Source organism: Bacillus sp. lyk4-R2A-2, assembly GCF_030209735.1.
GTDB classification, from domain to species: Bacteria; Bacillota; Bacilli; order Bacillales; family Bacillaceae; genus Bacillus; species Bacillus pumilus.
The window spans coordinates 137,767-160,225 of record NZ_JARVRK010000005.1; the positions used below are offsets into that span (position 1 = coordinate 137,767).

Annotated in this window: 19 protein-coding genes and 1 other annotated feature; of the genes, 17 read left to right on the forward strand and 2 right to left on the reverse strand. The window is 42.3% G+C overall.

What is annotated here, in order from left to right:
* The first annotated feature begins 20 nt into the window (after positions 1–20).
* From dltC to QRN39_RS07515, 3 genes are all read left to right on the forward strand, one after another.
* Complete coding sequence (gene dltC, locus QRN39_RS07505) at positions 21–257, forward strand: D-alanine--poly(phosphoribitol) ligase subunit 2 (RefSeq protein WP_003216498.1); 237 nt, start codon at positions 21–23, stop codon at positions 255–257.
* The gene (gene dltD / locus QRN39_RS07510) at positions 257–1,423 is read left to right on the forward strand and encodes a D-alanyl-lipoteichoic acid biosynthesis protein DltD (RefSeq protein WP_251190242.1); all 1,167 of its coding nucleotides are present in this window, start codon (positions 257–259) and stop codon (positions 1,421–1,423) included. Before dltC ends, dltD begins: the two co-directional genes overlap by 1 nt.
* A gap of 95 nt (positions 1,424–1,518) precedes the next feature.
* A complete protein-coding gene (locus QRN39_RS07515) occupies positions 1,519–1,941 on the forward strand; it encodes a YkvA family protein (RefSeq protein ID WP_034620597.1) in 423 nt (140 codons plus the stop codon).
* Between the two features lie 83 nt (positions 1,942–2,024).
* Here QRN39_RS07515 and QRN39_RS07520 read toward each other — a convergent pair whose 3' ends face one another.
* Complete coding sequence (locus tag QRN39_RS07520; protein WP_284906785.1) at positions 2,025–3,068, reverse strand: lactonase family protein; 1,044 nt, start codon at positions 3,066–3,068, stop codon at positions 2,025–2,027.
* Between the two features lie 433 nt (positions 3,069–3,501).
* Between QRN39_RS07520 and ilvE the strand changes: the two genes are divergently transcribed.
* From ilvE to yihA, 14 genes are all read left to right on the forward strand, one after another.
* A complete protein-coding gene (gene ilvE / locus QRN39_RS07525) occupies positions 3,502–4,416 on the forward strand; it encodes a branched-chain-amino-acid transaminase (RefSeq protein WP_284906786.1) in 915 nt (304 codons plus the stop codon).
* 8 nt (positions 4,417–4,424) lie between these two features.
* Positions 4,425–4,671: a binding site (T-box leader), on the forward strand.
* Between the two features lie 122 nt (positions 4,672–4,793).
* Positions 4,794–6,518 (forward strand): acetolactate synthase large subunit, encoded by a 1,725-nt coding sequence (gene ilvB / locus QRN39_RS07530; RefSeq protein WP_284906787.1) that lies wholly within the window; start codon positions 4,794–4,796, stop codon positions 6,516–6,518.
* Positions 6,515–7,033, forward strand: coding sequence for an acetolactate synthase small subunit (gene ilvN, locus QRN39_RS07535; RefSeq protein WP_003216637.1), 519 nt, complete (start codon positions 6,515–6,517; stop codon positions 7,031–7,033). Before ilvB ends, ilvN begins: the two co-directional genes overlap by 4 nt.
* 18 nt (positions 7,034–7,051) lie before the next feature.
* A complete protein-coding gene (gene ilvC / locus QRN39_RS07540; protein ID WP_003216490.1) occupies positions 7,052–8,080 on the forward strand; it encodes a ketol-acid reductoisomerase in 1,029 nt (342 codons plus the stop codon).
* Positions 8,067–9,620: a 2-isopropylmalate synthase gene (locus tag QRN39_RS07545; RefSeq protein WP_050943635.1), complete on the forward strand. Its 1,554-nt coding sequence runs from the start codon at positions 8,067–8,069 to the stop codon at positions 9,618–9,620. The genes ilvC and QRN39_RS07545 overlap by 14 nt, the downstream gene beginning before the upstream one ends.
* 18 nt (positions 9,621–9,638) lie before the next feature.
* On the forward strand, positions 9,639–10,736 hold the full coding sequence (gene leuB / locus QRN39_RS07550) for a 3-isopropylmalate dehydrogenase (protein ID WP_003216515.1): 1,098 nt from the start codon (positions 9,639–9,641) through the stop codon (positions 10,734–10,736).
* Between the two features lie 40 nt (positions 10,737–10,776).
* Positions 10,777–12,192 (forward strand): 3-isopropylmalate dehydratase large subunit, encoded by a 1,416-nt coding sequence (leuC, locus tag QRN39_RS07555; RefSeq protein WP_050943637.1) that lies wholly within the window; start codon positions 10,777–10,779, stop codon positions 12,190–12,192.
* Between the two features lie 13 nt (positions 12,193–12,205).
* Positions 12,206–12,805, forward strand: coding sequence for a 3-isopropylmalate dehydratase small subunit (gene leuD, locus QRN39_RS07560; RefSeq protein WP_003216415.1), 600 nt, complete (start codon positions 12,206–12,208; stop codon positions 12,803–12,805).
* 125 nt (positions 12,806–12,930) lie between these two features.
* A complete protein-coding gene (gene ddcA / locus QRN39_RS07565; protein ID WP_137054895.1) occupies positions 12,931–13,938 on the forward strand; it encodes a DNA damage checkpoint antagonist DdcA in 1,008 nt (335 codons plus the stop codon).
* A 239-nt stretch (positions 13,939–14,177) separates the two neighbouring features.
* Positions 14,178–15,452: a trigger factor gene (gene tig / locus QRN39_RS07570; protein ID WP_284906789.1), complete on the forward strand. Its 1,275-nt coding sequence runs from the start codon at positions 14,178–14,180 to the stop codon at positions 15,450–15,452.
* Positions 15,453–15,703: 251 nt separating this feature from the next.
* Positions 15,704–16,969 (forward strand): ATP-dependent protease ATP-binding subunit ClpX, encoded by a 1,266-nt coding sequence (gene clpX / locus QRN39_RS07575; RefSeq protein WP_003216176.1) that lies wholly within the window; start codon positions 15,704–15,706, stop codon positions 16,967–16,969.
* Between the two features lie 136 nt (positions 16,970–17,105).
* Positions 17,106–18,767: an ATP-dependent protease LonB gene (gene lonB / locus QRN39_RS07580; RefSeq protein ID WP_003216675.1), complete on the forward strand. Its 1,662-nt coding sequence runs from the start codon at positions 17,106–17,108 to the stop codon at positions 18,765–18,767.
* Positions 18,768–18,938: 171 nt separating this feature from the next.
* A complete protein-coding gene (lon, locus tag QRN39_RS07585; protein WP_003216539.1) occupies positions 18,939–21,263 on the forward strand; it encodes an endopeptidase La in 2,325 nt (774 codons plus the stop codon).
* Entirely contained in the window at positions 21,260–21,847 is a 588-nt protein-coding gene (gene yihA, locus QRN39_RS07590) for a ribosome biogenesis GTP-binding protein YihA/YsxC (protein WP_003216344.1), read from the forward strand. The genes lon and yihA overlap by 4 nt, the downstream gene beginning before the upstream one ends.
* Before the next feature lie 43 nt (positions 21,848–21,890).
* Here the strand turns inward: yihA and QRN39_RS07595 are convergent, their stop codons facing one another.
* Positions 21,891–22,376, reverse strand: coding sequence for a hypothetical protein (locus QRN39_RS07595; protein ID WP_044139987.1), 486 nt, complete (start codon positions 22,374–22,376; stop codon positions 21,891–21,893).
* Positions 22,377–22,459: the final 83 nt, after the last annotated feature.

A 22,459-nucleotide genomic window follows, 5' to 3' on the forward strand; every position in this document is an offset into this window, starting at 1 on the left:
GATTAAGGGAGTAGAAAATTATGGAATTTAAAAATCAAGTATACGGTATTATTGCAGAGGTTTGTCAGGATGACGTTGTGAAAGAAAATCCAGAGATTGCAATTTTTGACGAAGGTCTTCTAGATTCATTTGGTACAGTAGAGCTGCTTATGGCAATCGAAAGTCAACTTGGAATTACTGTTCCGATTACAGAGTTTGATCGTGATGTGTGGGATACACCGAATCACATTGCTGAGCAGCTGGCAGAGATGAAGTAATGAAAAAGCGTTTTTTTGGGCCGCTTATTTTAGCGGCTGTTCTATTCATTGGTGTTCTTCTTGTACCAAATGCATGGCTCTCACATCTGATCCCAAAAGACAAATTACAAAAGTCAGCCACAGAATTAGATCCGGGGATGTTTCAAGGGCTTTATTTACAAGACGAAATGCTAAAAGATCCAACTTATTTGCCGATCTATGGATCTTCTGAACTATCACGTTTTGATCCATATCACCCTTCAAATTTCTTTCATGAGAATCCTCAAGGGTTTACACCTTATCTTATTGGAAAAGGTGGATCGCAATCATTAATTCATGCGATGAACTTTGCAGCGCATATGGATGAATTAAAAGGGAAGAAGCTTGTGTTTATCGTGTCCCCGCAGTGGTTTGTGAAATGGGGATCTGACGAAAATCACTTTGCACCGAACTATTCAGCGCTTCAAGCACTGAATCTCGCTTATAATAAAGAAATTGATCCAGCTGTGAAAAAAGAACTGATCAAGAGAATCATGAAGTTTAAAGCAGTGAAGAACGACATGGTCATCACAGAGCTTTTTAAAGCAGAGCTTTCTGGGAACAAATTCGCTTATGGCGCGATTTCTCCTATTGCAAAAATGTATTATGGCATGCTTCAAAAGAAAGACATGTACTATACAATTGGATCGGGACATGAACGTAAGCTTCAACCGTCTCATTCAGTCAAAGGAAAAACATGGACTGAGCTTGAAAAAGAAGCGAGCGTTTTTGGTGCGAAAAGAGCAGGGAACAACCCGTTTTATATTAATCAAAAACTGTTTGACCGCAAGCTGAAACCGATCATGAAAAAGATGAAAGATTCCCGTGAAGGTCATTCTTATGCGGAATCACCAGAATACAAAGATTTTCAAATCATGCTGGATATTTTAAAACAGGCAGGGGCAAAGCCTTTGTTTGTGACGATTCCTGTTAACGGAAAATGGTATGATTATACCGGTTTTCCGAAAGAGGGACGTACAGAGTATTATGAGAAAATCAATCGTCAAATACGCGATAACGGGTATGAAGTCGCAGATTTGACTAAGCATGAGTACGATCCTTATTTCTTTAAAGATACGATTCATGTGTCTTATAAAGGATGGGTGTACATCGATAAGGCAATCGAAAAGTTTTACAAAGAGCAGTAGAATGCAGCAGCTTTCTGCTGCTTTTTGTTTGTCGAATTGGCGAATATCTTGTATAACGAAGGGAAAAGGTCTATGCTGTAAATGGAGGCGATATGATGAATCGTTCTGAGAAAAAAGAACTATTGAAGCGTTCAAAGAAGCATTTTAATGATCATGCCTTTTGGGAAAAGTTAAAAAAGACGGCACAAAAAGCTGGTGTCTCTCTTGTCTATGCTGTGCTATTACTTTACTATACATTGCAAAAACCTGAAGTACCTGTCAAAGCAAAAACCCTTATTATTGGGGCACTCGGATACTTTATCCTTCCAATTGACCTCATTCCCGATACATTGATTGGTGTAGGCTATACAGATGATTTAGGAGCGATCACATTTGCTCTGATTCAAGTAGCGGTCTACATTGATGATGATGTGAAAGGAAAAGCGCAGGACAGGCTGTCAAAATGGTTCGGTGAAAAAACCGATACGTCTCTGATTGATCAAAAGCTTGAAGATGGCGGGATGCCGTCTACACGCTGAAAAGAAGACAAAGGGCTAAAATCAAGATCATTTTAGCCCTTTGTCAACAATATGAAGCCTCCACAGTTGGAGGCTTTTTTTCATTATCCTAAAAATTTCACGCAAACTGGATGAGGGACTGAGATGTCTGATTGTAAGACAGTGAGTCGTCCTGTTTCTTTGTCGCGTTTGTATAACACTAGGTTGCTAGACTCTTGGTTTGAACCGACGAGGAATTCTTCAGTTGGATCAAGCACAAAGTCTCTAGGCCAGTTTCCTTCAGAAGAAGCAATCTCGACAAGACTTAATTGGCCGTCAGCGTCTGCTTTAAAAATCGCAATGCTGTCATGTCCGCGATTTCCTGCATAAACAAATTGGCCGTCTGAAGAGACGTGAATGGCACTGCCTTGATTGTTCTCTGTAAAGTCGCTTGGAATGGTTGCGATCGTTTGAATCTCTTCGAAATGACCATCTTCAAAGTAATGAAGCACAATCACCTCTGAACTTAGCTCTGTCATCACATATGCCACAGGTTTCGTTGGATGGAATGTAATATGGCGAGGCCCGGTGCCTGGTTTTGTTTCAAATGTATGAGCAAGCTCAAGTTTGCCGTTTTCTTTCTTATACGTATAAATGCCATCTGTCCCAAGGTCAACAGACACTGCAAATTGTTCATCTGGTGTCAGACCCATAAAGTGAGTGTGCGGTTTTTCCTGACGATCTTCGTTAGGGCCAGTTCCTTCATGCTGCGCCTGTGACAGCGTGCGAATCACTGAGCCATTTTCAGCATCGATTTCATACATCTCTGCTGTTCCTTTATGATAGTTTGCTGTAAAAGCTGTTTTTGTTTGACTGTCCACGCTGACGTGACAAGGAGAAGCGCCTTCGGCAAGTTCTTGGTTGATGAAACGAAGTGTGCCGGTTTCAGCATCGATTTGATAAGCAGCCACGCCGCCCTGTGATCCTTCTTTCACAACAGCATACACAAATTTTTGAGAATCTGAGACGGTTAAATATGTAGGATTTTCAAGTTCAGCAGCCACTTCTACTTGTTCGATCTGCTGCTTGTCCGTATTTAATGTAAAAGTATAAATGCCTTTACTGTCTCCCTTTGTATACGTTCCGATATAACCTCTGATGTTAGCCATGTATTGCCCTCCTTCTATAAGATGCTCTCATTCTATCATAAATTCATAGGAAAACGCTTTAGAAAGGCATACCGAAAGAAAATCAAAAGCGCTGGAATCTACCAATCTTCATTAAAAATAATGTGAAAAAATATGACAAACGTTTTCTCAAATGAAAAGCGTTCAGGTAAAGTAAATCAATTGAAGAAAAAATACAAAAAATTTTAAGTTTTTTTCATTCCTTGTCTAGCAAAGGTGTAAGCGTATACATTTAATTTTGATTAGTCTAAATTGTCTAATAATTTTAAAAATGCTGTTGACACTGTATGGAAAGCGGCGTAAGATGGGTTCAACAAAAGCTAAACAAACACGCAGAGCAAGCGTGAGGCGCTTTAATATAAAGTGTCTGAAAATTCAACTACTTTTTGTTTGAAAGAGAGGGTGCTCACTGAAAATGGAAGACCAAAAGGAACAGTGGATCTTTTTAAACGATGAACTCGTGAAAAAAGAGGATGCGAAAATTTCAGTTTATGATCATGGCTTCTTATACGGTGACGGTGTGTTCGAAGGGATACGCGTGTATAACGGAAATATCTTTCGAATGAAGGAACATTTAGACCGCCTGTATGATTCCGCCAGATCGATTATGCTGAACATTCCATATTCACTTGAGGAACTCACGGAAAAAATGATTCATACAGTTGAAAGGAACGGACTGAAGGATGCCTATATCCGTCTTGTTGTCTCAAGAGGAGCTGGTGATCTTGGTTTAGATCCAAACAACTGCGGGAGAGCCAACACAGTGATCATTGTAGAGCCGCTGGCCATCTTTCCAAAGCACCTTTATGAAACAGGTATTGATATTGTGACGGTACCGACGAGGCGAAATCGTCCAGATGTACTGAGTCCAAAAGTGAAATCATTAAATTATTTGAATAACATCCTTGTCCGAATCGAAGCCCATATGGCCGGTGTGAGTGAAGCACTGATGCTGAACGATCAAGGGTACGTGGCAGAAGGTTCTGCAGACAATGTGTTTATTTATAAAAAAGGTAAGCTCTATACACCGCCAGGTTATATCGGCGCTCTTGAAGGCATCACAAGAAATGCCATCATGGAGATTGCAGAAGACTTAGGCTATGAAGTGAAAGAAGAACCATTCACAAGGCACGATGTGTATACAGCAGAAGAAGTTTTTCTAACTGGAACCGCAGCCGAAGTGATTGCCGTTGTAAAGGTTGACGGCCGTACAATCGGTGAAGGGAAACCTGGGGTTCACACAAACAAACTTCTTGAACAATTCCGCAAGCGAGTCGTTAAAGAAGGAGAAAAAGTCGTTTTTACAGATGAAAACATTCACGCAAGCTAAATAGATATCGATAAACGTTGAAGAGGACTAGTAGTTTTAGAGTCAGTATCTACAGAGAGCCGGTGGTAGCTGGAAACCGGTGTTACTTTCTAAAGTGAACTCACCTCTGAGTGTCTGCTTGAAATGATAGTAGGGCAGACCGAGTGACATTGCTCACTCGTTACCAAAATGGATGAAAGATGTCCATGAGACGGCAGCAGATGTTGCCGTGAACAAGGGTGGTACCGCGAAAAACAAAGCTTTTTCGCCCCTTTGACCTAGTGAAAAGTAGTGTCATTGTGGGGTGAGAAGGCTTTTTTATATGGTCTAAAATCTCGATCTTGAATAGAAAAGGGTGAAAAGACTTGACTGAAGCAAGACAAAGAGGAGGAAATCAAATGGGGACAAATGTACAAGTGGAGACGGAAACATCTAAAGCACCACAAACGATGAACGGTGCACTCATGCTAATTGAAGCACTCAAAAGAGAAAAAGTAGAAGTCATTTTCGGATATCCAGGCGGAGCGGTTTTACCGATCTACGATAAAATTTATGATTCTGGTTTATTTCATGTCCTGCCAAGGCATGAGCAGGGAGCGATTCACGCAGCAGAAGGATACGCAAGAGTATCTGGCAAACCGGGTGTTGTCATTGCGACATCAGGACCTGGAGCTACAAACCTTGTCACAGGAATTGCAGATGCAATGATTGATTCACTTCCTCTTGTTGTCTTCACAGGACAGGTGGCAACCTCAGTTATTGGATCGGATGCTTTCCAGGAAGCAGATGTGCTCGGCATCACAATGCCAATCACAAAGCACAGCTACCAGGTGAGAAATCCAGAGGAATTACCGGGTGTCATTAAAGAGGCGTTCCACATCGCAACAACAGGCAGACCTGGTCCAGTCTTGATTGATATTCCAAAAGATGTGGCAGGCATTGAAGGAACGTTTGAATATGATCAGCCAATAGATTTACCTGGTTATCAGCCAAAAGTAGAGCCGAACTATTTGCAAATTCGCAAATTAGTAGAAGCTGTAAGTAGAGCGAAGAAACCAGTCATTCTAGCAGGAGCTGGCGTTCTTCATGGCAAAGCATCTGAAGAATTAAGGCAGTATGTAGAGCAGCAGCAAATCCCAGTCGCTCATACACTGCTTGGACTTGGCGGATTCCCAGCAAAGCATCCTCTATTTCTAGGGATGGCTGGTATGCATGGCACATATGCGGCGAATATGGCCCTTCACCAATGTGATCTGCTCATTTCAATCGGTGCAAGATTTGATGACAGGGTAACTGGCAACCTCAATCACTTTGCGAAACATGCGAAGGTAGCACACATTGATATCGACCCGGCGGAAATTGGTAAGAACATTCATACCCATATCCCGGTTGTTGGAGACAGTAAGCTAGTCCTTGAAGAGCTGATCAAGCAAGACGGGAAGCAAGGAGAGTCAGACGAATGGAAAAACCAACTAGATCAGTGGAAGGCAGAATATCCGCTCTGGTACGTTGAAAACGAAGCAGAGGGCTTTAAGCCTCAAAAGCTGATTGAATACATTCATCAATTCACAAAAGGTGAAGCCATTGTGGCAACTGATGTCGGACAGCATCAAATGTGGGCAGCGCAGTTCTACCCGTTTGAAAATGCTGATAAGTGGGTCACATCTGGTGGCCTTGGTACAATGGGCTTCGGTTTACCGGCAGCCATCGGCGCTCAGCTGGCTGATCAAGAGGCAACGGTTGTGGCGATTTTAGGAGACGGAGGTTTCCAAATGACCTTGCAAGAACTTGCCGTTATCCGTGAGCTGAACCTTCCAGTGAAAGTGATTGTTCTAAATAATCACAGCCTTGGAATGGTAAGACAATGGCAAGAAATTTTCTACGAAGAACGCTACTCATATTCTAAATTTTCAGAGCAGCCAGACTTCGTTAAATTATCTGAAGCTTATGGCATTAAAGGAATCAGAATCTCAACAGACGAAGAGGCGAAAGAAAAGCTTGAAGAAGCGCTAACCTCTAGAGAGCCTGTTTTCATCGATGTCAATGTAGCGAGAGATGAAAAAGTATTCCCGATGGTAGCACCGGGGAAAGGACTTCATGAGATGGTGGGGGTGAAACCTTGAAAAGAATTATTGTGTTGACTGTATTAAATCGATCAGGCGTACTGAACCGAATCACTGGCCTTTTTACTAAACGACATTACAACATTGAAAGCATTACGGTCGGCCATTCTGAGATTCAAGATGTATCACGCATCACGTTCGTCGTCCATGTAGACCAAGAGAAAGACATCGAACAGCTAACAAAACAGCTGAACAAACAAATTGATGTTCTCAAAGTAACAGACATTACAAACCAATCAATCGTCCAGCGAGAGCTGGCTTTGATAAAAGTCGTTTCTGCACCAGCATCTAGAATGGAGATCACAGGGGTCATTGAACCATTTAGAGCTTCTATTGTAGATGTGAGCAGAGAGAGTGTCGTCATTCAGGTGACAGGTGAGTCTTCAAAAATTGAAGCACTCATTGAATTACTTAAGCCATACGGCATTAAAGAAGTCGCCAGAACTGGCACCACGGCCTTTGCGAGAGATAATCAGCAAAAGCCGCAACAAAATAAAACAATTTCAATTGTCTAAACAAAAGGAGAGAGTCAAATGGTAAAAGTATATTATAACGGTGATATTCAAGAAAACGTATTAAATGGTCAAAAGGTTGCCATCATTGGATATGGATCACAAGGTCATGCACATGCATTGAACTTAAAAGAAAGCGGCGTAGATGTCATCGTCGGCGTGAGAAAAGGCGGATCTTATACAAAAGCACAAGAAGACGGCCATCAAGTATTCACAGTAAAAGAAGCGGCAGCACAAGCAGACATCGTCATGGTACTACTTCCAGATGAGCAGCAAAAGAAAGTATATGACGAAGAAATCAAAGATCAATTAGAAGCAGGCAACTCACTTGTATTCGCACACGGATTCAACGTTCATTTCCATCAAATCGTTCCTCCAAGTGACGTAGATGTGTATCTTGTGGCTCCAAAAGGTCCAGGACATCTTGTGAGAAGAACATATGAGCAAGGCGCTGGTGTACCTGCACTATTTGCCATCTATCAAGATGTATCTGGTCAAGCGAAAGATAAAGCACTTGCTTATGCAAAAGCAATTGGTGGAGCAAGAGCGGGCGTTCTTGAAACAACATTTAAAGAAGAAACGGAAACGGATCTATTCGGTGAGCAAGCAGTCCTTTGCGGGGGTCTTACTTCACTAGTAAAAGCAGGATTTGAAACATTAACAGAAGCTGGTTATCAGCCAGAGCTTGCATACTTCGAGTGTCTACATGAACTGAAACTGATCGTTGACCTTATGTACGAAGAAGGATTAGAAGGCATGAGATATTCAATCTCTGATACAGCACAATGGGGTGACTTCGTATCAGGACCACGCGTTGTGGATGCAAACGTAAAAGAATCGATGAAAGCTGTCTTGACTGATATCCAAAACGGAACATTTGCAAAAGAATGGATTGTTGAAAACCAAGTGAATCGTCCACGTTTCAATGCGATCAATGCTAATGAAAATGAGCACCAAATTGAAATCGTTGGAAGAAAGCTTCGTGAAATGATGCCTTTCGTCAAACAAGGAAAGAAAAAGGAAGCGGTGAGCGTCGGTGCGGAAAATTAATTTTTTTGACACAACACTTCGAGATGGAGAGCAATCACCAGGAGTGAACTTAAATGCACAAGAAAAGCTAATCATTGCAAAGCAGCTTGAGCGCCTTGGGGTTAATATCATTGAAGCGGGTTTTCCCGCTTCATCCCGAGGGGATTTCTTAGGCGTACAAGAAATTGCTAGAACGATCAAAAATTGTTCAGTTGCTGGTCTTGCGAGATGTGTAAAAGGTGACATTGATGCTGCATGGGAAGCGTTAAAAGATGGAGTGGAACCAAGAATTCATATCTTTATCGCTACTTCTGATATTCACTTGGAGCATAAACTAAAGAAAACACGTGAAGAGGTCGTAGAACAGGCTGTCTCCATGGTGAAATACGCGAAGGAACGTTTTCCAGTTGTCCAGTGGTCAGCAGAAGATGCATGTCGTACAGATCTTGCTTTCTTAGCAGAAATTGTAGAGAAGGTCATTGACGCTGGAGCGAGTGTCATTAACTTGCCAGATACAGTTGGATACTTAGCGCCAAAAGAGTATGGCAATATCTTTAAATATATGAAGGAACATGTTCCAAATATCGACCGCGTCAACTTGTCTGCTCACTGTCATGATGATTTAGGGATGGCTGTAGCAAACTCACTTGCAGCCATTGAAAATGGAGCAAATCAAATTGAAACGGCTGTTAACGGAATTGGAGAACGTGCAGGAAATGCCGCTTTAGAAGAAATTGCAGTCGCTCTTCATATTCGAAAAGACTTCTACCAGGTCGAATCAACGATTCAATTGAATGAAATTAAGCGTACAAGTGATGTAGTGAGCAAATACTCAGGAATGATTGTACCGCGCAATAAAGCTGTCGTTGGTAACAACGCTTTTGCACATGAATCAGGTATTCACCAAGATGGTTTCCTCAAAGAAAAAACAACCTATGAAATCATATCTCCAGAGCTTGTCGGTGTGACAACAGATGTACTTGTCCTTGGGAAACACTCCGGAAGACATGCGTTTAAAGACCGCATGAAAACGCTAGGCTTTAAACTAACAGAAGAAGAAATCAATAAGTTCTTCGAAACCTTCAAGAATTTGACGGAGAAGAAAAAAGAAATCACAGATGATGATTTGATTTCTATTATATTGGAAGAAAAAGTAGCAGACCGAAAAATTGGCTACGAATTTGAAAGTCTTCAAGTGCATTATGGAACAGAGCAGATGCCGACAGCAACGGTCTCTCTGAAAAATCAAGAAACGCAGGAAGTTATTCAAGAAGCAGCTACAGGCGCAGGCAGTGTAGAAGCTGTGTACAACACACTGGAGCGCTGTATGGAGGAAAGAATTCATTTGCTAGACTACCGTATTCAATCAAATGGAAAAGGCAGAGATGCACTAGCGGAAGTATATGTCAATGTTTCAATAGAAGGAAAAGAAACAGCTGGACGCGGTGTAGCGCAAGATGTGCTGGAAGCATCGGCGAAAGCCTACGTCAATGCAGTAAACAGGCATTTAATCTTTAAATCAAATCTCATTGAAATTGAGAAACATCACGCGATCTCATAGGAAAGGAGGTAGGTCCTCATGAAAAAGAAAATTGCACTTTTGCCCGGCGATGGAATCGGACCGGAAGTTGTGACATCAGCGGTCGCTGTCCTCAAAGAGACAGCGGCTCAATTTAGGCACGAATTCGAATTCGAAACGGCGCTCATTGGCGGTATCGCAATAGATGAAAAAAACAATCCGCTCCCAAAAGAAACGGTTGATGTCTGCAAGAGTGCGGATGCGATTTTATTAGGAGCAGTCGGCGGACCAAAATGGGATCAAAACCCACCAGAGCTTCGTCCGGAAAAAGGCTTGCTCGCCATCCGCAAACAATTGGACTTATTTGCTAATATTCGTCCTGTCAAAGTGTTCGATAGCTTAAGCGAGGCGTCACCGTTAAAACAGGATCACATTAACGGAGTCGATTTTGTCATCGTTCGTGAATTAACAGGTGGTCTCTATTTTGGTGAACCAAGCGAGCGCTATACAGATGAAGAAGGAAAAGAAGCTGCGGTTGATACGCTTCTTTATACAAAGGAAGAGATTGTCCGTGTACTAAAAGAAGCATTCGACATGGCGTTAACGAGACGGAAAAAAGTAACGTCTGTGGATAAAGCGAATGTTCTGGCTTCTAGTAAACTATGGCGGGATGCGGTAGAAGAAGTGGCTTCTCAATATCCAGACGTTGAATTCGAGCACATGCTCGTTGATAATGCCGCCATGCAGCTGATTTATAAGCCTGCACAATTTGATGTCATTGTGACAGAGAATATGTTTGGTGACATCTTAAGTGACGAGGCTTCAATGATTACTGGATCACTCGGTATGCTGCCATCTGCCAGTCTATCAAGCACCGGCCTTCATTTATATGAGCCAATTCATGGATCAGCACCCGATATTGCGGGGCAAAACGTCGCAAACCCTCTGGCAACTATTTTGTCGGCAGCAAGCTTGCTTAGAACATCCTTTGCATTAGAAGATGAAGCGGCTGCCATAGAAGAAGCTGTGGAGGCTGTTCTTGCCTCTGGCAAAAGAACAAAGGATTTATCTGCAAAAGAGGGAACGTATCAAACAACTGAAGACATCACTCATGCAGTTGTAGACGCACTCAAGCAGCGCGCGAAAACAATTGTATAAATAGAATCTTGTGGAATTAGGTAGAGGGAGGAAAAGGGTTATGCCTCGAACAATCATCGAAAAAATATGGGATCAGCACGTTGTCAAAAGCGGCGAGGGGAAACCAGACCTTTTATATATTGATCTGCACTTGGTGCATGAAGTGACATCGCCTCAAGCGTTTGAAGGATTAAGACAAAAAGGGCGCAAGGTGAGAAGACCTCAAAACACGTTTGCGACGATGGATCACAACATCCCGACTGTGAATCGATTTGTGATCAAAGATGAGGTTGCTAAAAAACAAGTGAGTGCTCTAGAGCGCAACTGTGCTGAATTTGGTGTCCGTCTAGCTGACCTTCACAGTGTAGACCAAGGAATCGTCCATGTCGTTGGACCAGAGCTTGGTTTGACACTTCCGGGAAAAACAATCGTTTGCGGAGATAGTCATACATCCACTCATGGCGCATTTGGCGCACTTGCTTTTGGCATCGGTACAAGTGAGGTTGAACATGTACTATCCACACAAACACTTTGGCAGCAGCGTCCCAAAACATTAGAAATTAGAGTAGACGGAAAGCTGCAAAAAGGGGTAACGGCCAAAGATGTCATTTTAGCAGTCATTGGTGCGCATGGCGTGAAGTTCGGATCAGGTTATGTCATTGAATACACTGGGGAAGTATTCAGAAACATGACGATGGATGAACGTATGACCGTTTGTAATATGTCGATTGAAGCAGGCGCAAGAGCAGGGTTGATTGCACCTGATGAAGTCACCTTTGAATATTGCCGCGGCCGCAAATATGCACCGCAGGGAGAAGACTTCGAAGCAGCGATTAAAGAATGGGAAGAACTTAAAACAGACCCGGGTGCAACCTATGATAAAACGATTGTTTTAGATGGGAATGAGATTTCACCAATGGTCACATGGGGAATTAACCCAGGAATGGTACTGCCTGTAGATGCATCCATCCCAGGACCTGAAGATTTTGCGCAAGAGGATGACCAAAAAGAAGCGATTCGTGCGTACGAATACATGGGGGTTCATCCGCATCAGCGTATTGAAGATATTACGATTGAGCATGTGTTTATTGGCTCATGTACGAACTCAAGAATGACTGATTTACGCCAAGCAGCTTCTATGATAGAAGGACAAAAGGTAGCTGATCATGTCAGAGCGATTGTCGTGCCTGGCTCTCAAAGCGTCAAATTGCAGGCAGAAGAAGAAGGTCTTCATGAAATCTTCCTTGAAGCAGGATTTGAATGGAGAGAATCTGGCTGCAGTATGTGTCTCAGCATGAATAACGATGTGGTACCAGAAGGAGAACGCTGCGCATCCACATCAAACCGTAACTTTGAGGGTCGTCAAGGAAAAGGTGCGAGAACGCATCTTGTCAGCCCGGCAATGGCCGCAATGGCTGCAATACATGGCCGGTTTGTCGATGTCAGGAAGTTTAATCAAGAGAAAACAGTCGTGTAAGGAGTTGTCATAGATGGAGCCTTTAGTCACACACAAAGGAAAAGCCGCTGTGCTTAACCGTATCAACGTAGATACAGATCAAATTATTCCGAAGCAATTTTTGAAAAGAATTGAACGAACAGGATATGGCCGGTTTGCCTTTTTCGACTGGCGGTATTTAGCCGATGGCAGCCCAAATCCTGATTTCGAACTGAATCAGCCGATTTATGAAGGTTCATCCATTTTGATCGCAGGAGAAAACTTTGGCTGCGGATCATCAAGGGAACATGCTCCTTGGGCACTTGATGATTATGGTTTCAAAATTGTCATCGCACCATCATTCGCAGATATTTTTCACCAAAACTGCTTTAAAAATGGGATGCTTCCGATTCGTCTTGATTATGATGTGTGGAAAACATTCGCTGCGTCATATGAGAACAAAGGGTATGAGATGACGGTTGATCTTGAAAAACAGCAAATAGAAGATCACGAAGGGAATATCACTCCTTTTGATGTGGATCCTCACTGGAGAGAAATGCTCCTGAATGGCTATGATGAAATCTCATTAACTTTACTACTAGAAGATGACATTCAAGCATTTGAAGATAAGCGCAGCAGCTGGCTGCGTGCGTAAACAACAAGAAGCCGTCCGCCCGAGGTGTGACGGCTTCTTTTTTGCATGAAAACCTCTCGTTACTTGTGTTTACTAACCTTCGTTGGTAAACTGATAAAAAATATGCGCCCGAAAGGAACGTAAGCATGAAACATGACAAGAAGAAAGATAATGTCATTTTGTTTCCTGGTCTGAAAGAAAGACTGATTGAAAAAGGAATGGCAGCATTAAAAGATAAACAGTATCAAGAGGCACTTCACTTGTTTTCAGAAGCAAAATCTTATGATGACGATGAAGAATCCGATATTCATCTCGGTATGGCGATTTGTTTTCTGGAGCTGGGCGAGCTGCAGGATGCAAAGCGTGTGTGTGAAAAGATGCTGCATGAAGGATATGGTCATTACTTCACCGTGCTTCAAGTGTATATGACAATCTTAATTCAGCTGAAAGAATATGAAGAAGTGAAGCAGACAATTGAAGCAGTACTTGAGGAAAACCACCTTCCAGCAGAAAGCGCGGAGCATTTTTACAAGCTGCTCGAATTTAGTAGAAAAATGATCGAATCGCCTGAACAGATTTTAGATGAAGATGAAGATGACGGCAGTGAAATCAATATAGATGATCTGCTCGAGCGTCCAGAGGAGCAGGTGCAGTTCATCCATTCGCTGAAAGACCGAAACATCACGCCGCACATGGGTCTATTAAATACGATCCTACAAAAGCCTGATGGAAACCCTTTGGTCAAATCATTGATTCTGCAGCTTCTGTCAGATCATGATGTGGCAAAGCCGGTTCATGTGACGAAGTTCGGTGATTCTTTAACGCTTGTTCCTTCTGAGGCTGTTAAACCAGAGCAAATGCCGCTGCTTCAGCAAGTCCTTCGAAAGCTCGATGACACACTCGGCAATGAGAACCCAACCCTTTACCAAGGCGTGGAAGAGTTATGGCGCCGGCACTTATTTGTACTATATCCATTTCTTCCTAAATACACAGATCCGAATCTTTGGGCAGCAGCACTTCATAAAGTCGGCTATGAAATGCATGGGATCGAGATTGACCTCGAAGAATTGCATCTATTGTATGAATTTGATGAACGAGAGCTGAGAGAAGCTTGCACAATGCTGAAAGATATTGAAGAAATTTCTTATTTGTAATTTGTCGATTTAGTTGAAAGACGGACTTGTTATGTTATAATATAATGGTTGTATTTGTGCATATATCGTGCAGTTGTCGATTCCAATGGTTGAAAGACGATATGTATAATCAAGTCAAATGTTGTATACATAATACCGCTTCTTTAGCGGCGTGCGTGGTTTTTAATTGGACGAAGTCTTTATGATGCTTTAGAATGTAACAACGCACAATCTGAATAGATTTTTGGAGGGAAACACACATGTCAGTAAAATGGGAAAAACAAGAAGGTAACGAAGGCATCTTAACGGTAGAAGTTGATGCTGAAACATTTAACAAAGCACTTGATGATGCGTTTAAGAAAGTTGTTAAGCAAGTATCGATCCCTGGATTCCGTAAAGGGAAAGTACCACGTGGTCTTTTCGAACAGCGTTTTGGTGTAGAATCTCTTTATCAAGATGCATTAGATATTCTTCTTCCAGTTGAGTATCCAAAAGCAATCGACGAAGCTGGTATCGAGCCAGTTGACCGCCCTGAAATCGATGTTGAGAAAATCGAAAAAGGCGAAAGCTTAATCTTCACTGCAAAAGTAACAGTGAAGCCTGAAGTGAAACTTGGTGACTACAAAGGTCTTAACGTAGAAAAAGACGACGCTACTGTCACTGATGAAGATGTACAAGAAGAGTTAAAAGGCATGCAAAACCGTCAAGCTGAGCTTGTTATCAAAGAAGAAGGCGCAATCGAAAACGGCGATACAGTTGTTCTTGATTTCGAAGGATTCGTTGATGGAGAAGCATTCGAAGGCGGAAAAGCTGAGAACTACTCTCTTGAAGTAGGTTCTAATTCATTCATCCCTGGTTTTGAAGAGCAGTTAGTTGGTCTTGAAACTGGAGCTGAAAAAGACGTAGAAGTCACTTTCCCAGAAGAATACCATGCTGAAGACCTTGCAGGTAAACCAGCTGTATTCAAAGTGAAAATTCACGAAATCAAAGCAAAAGAACTTCCAGCACTTGACGATGAGTTCGCGAAAGATGTTGATGAAGAAGTAGAAACTCTTGCTGAACTAACTGAAAAAACAAAGAAACGTCTTGAAGAAGCGAAAGAAAACGAAGCAGAAGGTAAACTTCGTGAAGAGCTAGTTGAGAAAGCTTCTGAAAATGCGGAAGTTGACATCCCACAAGCGATGGTTGACACAGAGCTAGACCGTATGATGAAAGAATTCGAACAACGCCTTCAAATGCAAGGAATGAACCTTGAGCTTTACTTCCAATTCTCAGGACAAGATGAAAATGCGCTGAAAGAGCAAATGAAAGAAGATGCTGCTAAACGCGTAAAATCTAACCTAACACTTGAAGCAATTGCTGCTGCAGAAAACGTACAAGTGTCTGATGAAGAAGTAGAAGAAGAGCTTTCAAAAATGGCTGAAGCATACAACATGCCAATTGAAAATATTAAACAAGCGATCGGATCTACTGACGCAATGAAAGAAGATCTAAAAGTTCGTAAAGCAATTGATTTTCTTGTAGAAAACCGTTAATATGGTGCATAATAATAAAACAGGGCGCGAGTGACTCGTGCCTTGTTTTGTACAATTTTTGACTTATCATCGCTTCTTTTGGAAACGATAGTGTAAGTCGCATCTTTCTGTTATACATATCTCGATGTGCAGTGTTAGAAACACATCATTACCGTCTTTTAGGAAAGTATGGTAAAATGCATACATACTGGACCCAGAAAGGTAGCTGACTGTTAGCTACAGGCAAGTGAAGAAGAATAAGGGGTGAAAGAATGTTTAAATTCAACGAGGAAAAAGGTCAATTAAAATGCTCGTTTTGCGGAAAAACGCAAGATCAAGTGCGTAAACTGGTCGCAGGACCTGGCGTATATATATGTGATGAATGTATCGAGCTTTGCACGGAAATAGTTGAAGAAGAGCTCGGCACTGAGGAAGAAGTTGAATTCAAGGATGTTCCGAAGCCTCATGAAATTCGGGAGATTCTTGATGAATATGTCATCGGCCAAGAAAATGCGAAGAAATCCTTAGCTGTAGCGGTTTATAATCACTACAAACGGATCAATTCCAACAGCAAGATTGATGATGTTGAGCTTTCGAAAAGTAATATCTCTATGATTGGGCCAACAGGAAGCGGTAAAACATTACTTGCTCAAACGCTTGCTCGTATTTTAAATGTGCCATTTGCGATTGCAGATGCAACATCTTTAACTGAAGCAGGTTATGTTGGTGAAGACGTAGAGAATATTTTACTAAAGCTGATCCAAGCAGCCGATTATGATGTAGAAAAAGCAGAAAAAGGTATTATCTACATCGATGAAATCGATAAAGTAGCAAGAAAATCAGAAAACCCTTCTATCACTCGTGATGTATCTGGGGAAGGTGTTCAGCAAGCACTATTGAAAATTCTTGAAGGAACTGTCGCTAGTGTACCGCCTCAAGGTGGACGTAAGCATCCTCATCAAGAATTCATTCAAATCGATACAACAAATATCCTCTTTATTTGTGGTGGAGCCTTTGACGGCATTGAGCAAATCATCAAACGCCGCTTAGGTCAAAAAGTCATTGGATTCGGTGCGGAAAATAAAATCGAAGATCTTGAAAAAGAAGTTCTTTTATCAAAAGTACTCCCAGAAGACTTGCTTCGCTTCGGTTTAATCCCAGAATTCATCGGCCGCTTGCCGGTTATTGCAAGCCTAGAGCCGTTAGATGAAAAAGCACTTGTAGAGATCTTGACGAAGCCTAAAAATGCACTCGTTAAGCAGTATACAAAAATGCTTGAGCTTGATGATGTAGAGCTAGAATTTGAAGAAGATGCTCTTAGCGAAATTGCGAAAAAAGCAATTGAGCGTAAAACAGGAGCTCGTGGTCTACGTTCAATCATTGAAGGCATCATGCTTGATGTGATGTTTGACCTTCCATCACGTGATGATATTGAAAAATGTGTCATCACTGGTGCAACAGTTGCTGATGGCGTGTCGCCGCGTCTTGTGTTAAAGGACGGCACAGTCGTTAATAAAGATACGAAAACATCTGCATAAGAGTAGTCTCACTCCTGAATCCTTTTGATTCAGGAGTTTTTTATTTATCGTGGAAGTTGTGTTTATTCCGTCCAGCTCTAGGAAATACTAGCAGACAGAAACCAATACATACGATAGATGAAGGAGGGAGCACCGATTGAGCTGGACAGGAATCGTTTTATTCATACAACTGTTCTTTGGTATCGTCATCGGGCTGTACTTTTGGAACTTACTGCGAAATCAGCGCACACAAAAGGTGACGATAGACAAAGAGTCAAAGAAAGAAATGGAGGCACTCAGAAAGATGCGGTCAATCAAGCTGAGTGAACCTTTATCAGAGAGAGTCCGGCCAAAGGGGTTTCAGGATATTGTAGGGCAGGAAGACGGCATTCGTGCACTAAAAGCGGCACTATGCGGGCCGAACCCACAGCATGTCATCGTCTACGGACCACCGGGAGTCGGTAAAACAGCCGCTGCCCGTCTTGTGATGGAAGAAGCGAAGCGTCACGCTGATTCTCCTTTTAAAAAAGATGCGGTCTTTGTAGAGCTCGATGCCACAACCGCGAGATTCGATGAACGAGGCATTGCAGATCCGCTTATTGGTTCCGTGCATGACCCAATTTACCAAGGGGCTGGAGCAATGGGACAGGCAGGCATTCCGCAGCCAAAACAAGGAGCCGTCACACATGCTCATGGCGGGGTTCTGTTTATCGATGAAATTGGTGAGCTGCATCCGATCCAAATGAACAAAATGCTCAAAGTGCTGGAAGATCGGAAAGTCTTTTTAGACAGTGCCTACTACAGTGAAGAAAATACCCAAATCCCGAATCACATTCATGATATTTTCCAAAATGGACTTCCGGCCGATTTTCGATTGATAGGTGCCACGACAAGAACACCTGACGAAATTCCACCAGCGATCCGGTCAAGATGTCTCGAAATCTTCTTTAAAGACCTTGACCAGCATGAACTGAAAATCGTCGCTGCCAAGGCTGTCCAAAAAATTCAAAAGGAATTAAGTGATGAAGGGCTGAACCTGTTAACCTCCTATGTGAAAAATGGACGTGAAGCCGTCAACATGGTGCAGATTGCCGCTGGCATGGCGGTCACGGAAAATCGAAAAGACATCACGATCGAAGATGTAGAATGGGTTATTCATTCGAGCCAGCTGACACCAAGATATGAACAAAAAGTACCGGAAAAGCCAAAAGTGGGGGTAGTCAATGGATTGGCTGTTTATGGACCAAACAGCGGTGCCCTGCTTGAGATTGAAGTGAACATCTGTAAGGCGCTTGAAAAAGGTAGTATCAACATTACAGGGATTGCAGAAGAAGAAAGCATTGGCAATCAATCGAAATCCATTAGACGAAAAAGTATGGCCAAAGGGTCAGTTGAAAATGTATTAACGGTACTTCGAAATTTAGGCATTCGGACAAATGAATATGACATCCATATTAATTTTCCAGGCGGTGCCCCTATTGATGGGCCGTCTGCTGGGATTGCCATGGCGACCGCAATCTTCTCAGCCATACATCAAATCCCGATTGATCATCTGACAGCCATGACGGGTGAAATCGGATTGCAAGGTCAGGTGAAGCCGATCGGTGGTGTGATACCGAAGATAAAGGCAGCGAAGCAGGCTGGTGCCACAACCGTCATTATTCCTTATGACAACCAGCAGTCGATCTTAAAAGAGATTGAAGGGGTCACCATTGTGCCTGTGAAGCACTTCCAAGAAGTGCTGGATCAGTGTTTGGTTAACCCGCCAGACGAGAAGAAAGATGGACTAGAAGAAGAAATGAAAAGAAAATCTGTTTAATCCCCATCACATATGGGGATTTTTTAGTGAAATAGATCTTTTTTTCTTTTTCAAGATAAAAAGAAAGGGTATACTACGGTAAGATCAACATTTCTCAAGTCTTTTACATTGTACAAGACTGAAACAGGTATATTATAATGATTCATACTAGTGACGGAGGTGTCAATCAACATGGCAGATGAAATCAAAAAGAATGTTCCGCTCCTTCCATTGCGAGGTTTGCTTGTTTATCCAACAATGGTCTTGCATTTGGACGTTGGACGCGAAAAGTCTGTTCAAGCATTAGAACAGGCGATGATGAACGATCATATGATTTTTCTAGCTACACAGCGGGAAATTTCAATAGATGAACCAGGTGAAGAGGAAATTTTCAAAGTCGGCACCTACACAAAAATTAAACAAATGCTGAAGCTGCCAAATGGAACGATTCGTGTACTCGTTGAAGGCCTAAATCGAGCGCAGATCGAATCATATGTCGAGCTGGAGGACTATACGTCCGTCGACATTAAAGAATTGACAGAAGAAGAATTAAAGGACGCAGAAGCAGAAGCCCTCATGCGTACATTGTTAGATCACTTTGATCAATACATAAAAATTTCAAAAAAAATCTCAGCTGAAACATATGCAACAGTGACGGACATTGAAGAACCGGGGAGAATGGCAGATATCGTTGCTTCTCACCTGCCGCTTAAATTAAAGGACAAACAAGAAGTACTGGAAACAGTAGATGTCAAAAAACGGCTGAACCGGGTCATCAGCTTAATTCACAATGAAAAAGAAGTACTCGAGATTGAAAAGAAAATCGGGCAGCGCGTGAAACGTTCAATGGAACGAACGCAAAAAGAATATTATTTACGTGAACAAATGAAAGCCATTCAAAAGGAGCTTGGAGACAAAGAAGGGAAAACGGGCGAAGTCAGTTCTTTAATGTCTAAAATCGAAGAGTCGAGCATGCCGGATTCTGTTCGTGAAACGGCGCTAAAAGAATTGAATCGTTATGAAAAAATTCCTTCAAGCTCTGCTGAGAGCTCTGTGATTCGAAATTATATTGATTGGCTGATCGGCCTCCCGTGGGGCATCTATACAGAAGATCGTCTCGATTTAAAGCTTGCAAGTGAAATTTTAGATGATGAGCATCACGGGCTGGAAAAGGTCAAAGAACGGGTGCTTGAATATCTTGCTGTCCAGAAGCTGACCAATTCGTTAAAAGGGCCGATTCTTTGCTTAGCAGGACCTCCTGGCGTAGGGAAAACGTCACTTGCAAAATCGATTGCAAAATCACTTGACCGAAAGTTTATCCGTATCTCCCTTGGCGGTGTGCGTGATGAGTCTGAGATTCGTGGACATAGAAGAACGTATGTAGGTGCGATGCCAGGCCGTATCATTCGCGGAATGAGCAAGGCAGGAACGATGAATCCGGTCTTCCTTTTAGATGAAATTGATAAAATGTCCTCTGATTTTAGAGGCGATCCATCTTCTGCGATGCTCGAAGTCTTAGATCCAGAGCAAAATCATAACTTCAGCGATCACTATATTGAAGAAACATTTGATTTGTCTCAGGTGCTATTTATTGCCACTGCCAACAATTTAGCAACCATTCCAGGTCCACTTCGTGATAGAATGGAGATTATCACGATTGCAGGGTATACAGAGGTTGAAAAAGCAGAAATTGTGAAAGATCACCTTCTGCCGAAGCAGCTAAAGGAGCACGGATTAAAGAAAGGGAACTTGCAGCTCCGTGAAGCAGCGATTTATGATACGATTCGCTATTACACAAGAGAAGCGGGTGTTCGTGGATTAGAGCGTCAGCTTGCGGCGATATGCCGTAAAGCAGCAAGAGCGATTGTGGCTGAAGACCGCAAACGCATCACAGTGACGGAAAAGAACTTATCTGAATTTCTCGGAAAAAGACTTTACCGTTATGGTCAGGCTGAAACGACAGACCAAGTGGGGGTTGTCACAGGACTTGCGTATACCACTGTTGGCGGAGACACCTTGTCGATTGAGGTATCACTTTCTCCGGGTAAAGGCAAGCTGTTGTTAACAGGTAAGCTTGGTGATGTCATGAGAGAATCTGCACAGGCGGCATTCAGTTATATTCGTTCGAAAGCAGATGAACTGAACATTGATCCTAATTTTAATGAAAAGCATGATATTCATATCCATGTTCCAGAGGGTGCGGTTCCAAAGGACGGGCCATCAGCTGGTATCACCATTGCGACGGCTCTTGTATCAGCCCTCACAGGACGACCTGTGTCAAAAGAGGTTGGTATGACAGGAGAGATCACGTTAAGAGGAAGAGTGCTTCCAATTGGCGGACTAAAAGAAAAAGCATTAGGCGCACATCGTGCAGGACTGAAAACCATTATTCTTCCAAAGGACAATGAGAAGGATATTGATGATATTCCTGAAAGTGTGAGAGAAGGACTAACCTTTATTCCGGTCTCGCATTTAGATGAGGTGCTTGAGAAAGCGTTGGTAGGAGAGGGAAGATGAAAGTAACAAAATCAGATATCGTCATTAGTGCGGTAAAACCAGAGCAGTACCCAAGCGGGGGACTGCCTGAAATCGCTCTTGCTGGACGATCAAATGTTGGGAAGTCCTCGTTCATCAACTCATTGATTAATCGTAAAAATTTAGCACGTACGTCTTCTAAACCAGGTAAGACTCAAACGCTTAATTTCTACATTATTAATGATATGCTCCATTTTGTGGACGTTCCAGGTTACGGCTTTGCTAAAGTATCAAAGACAGAGCGTGAAGCCTGGGGTAGAATGATCGAAACGTATATTACAATGCGTGAAGAATTAAAAGCAGTTGTCCAAATTGTGGACCTGCGTCATAAGCCATCAGTAGATGATGTGAACATGTATGAATTCCTGAAATATTACGGCGTTCCTGTGATCGTCATTGCAACAAAGGCGGACAAAATTCCAAAAGGCAAATGGGAAAAACATGCGAAAGTTGTTAAACAGACACTCGACATTGCCCCATCAGATGAACTAGTCCTATTCTCTTCTGAAACAAAAAAGGGAAAAGACGAAGCATGGAATGCCATCCTTGCGAAGATTAATAACTAAAAAAAGGCATCTGTCATGAGCAGATGCCTTTTTATTGTATAAGTTATTTCCTTTTTAAAAATAATAAGAGGAGACTGACAGCAATCAGTACATAAGGCCAGTACAATTCAAAACCGGAAGTAGGGATCGAAAGGGAACTTAGCTGCTTTGTAATTTGCTGAAAGAAATAAAGGAACAGACCGAGTGCAATGAGAACAACACTTTCAATACGATATTCTTTTTTCTGAGATGATTTCACAAAAAGAGCAAGTCCAACGATGAATACGATCATCGTAAATGTGTCTGGCCAGTAGTCCAATTTTGGCTGAAGAATAAAGTGTAGCGAAAGGCCCGTCATCAGCATACCGATAAACACATGAGCGCTTTCTTGCTCCTTCTTTCCTTGATATAAGAAAGCAAGGCCAAAAAGCAGTACGAGTGTATACCATTTCTCTTGATCCTTCCAAATGTCAAATTGACCTCCTGAGAGAATGGCATATAGCGCTACAGCCAGCAAAGTGAGCGGTAGCAAAATGGATTTCTTCTTCAAAGATGTCACCTTCTTTTAAGCAGATCATTTGTCCGCACGCGCCAAATCTGGTAAATTGCTTGAAGTGATGATATGGCATAATG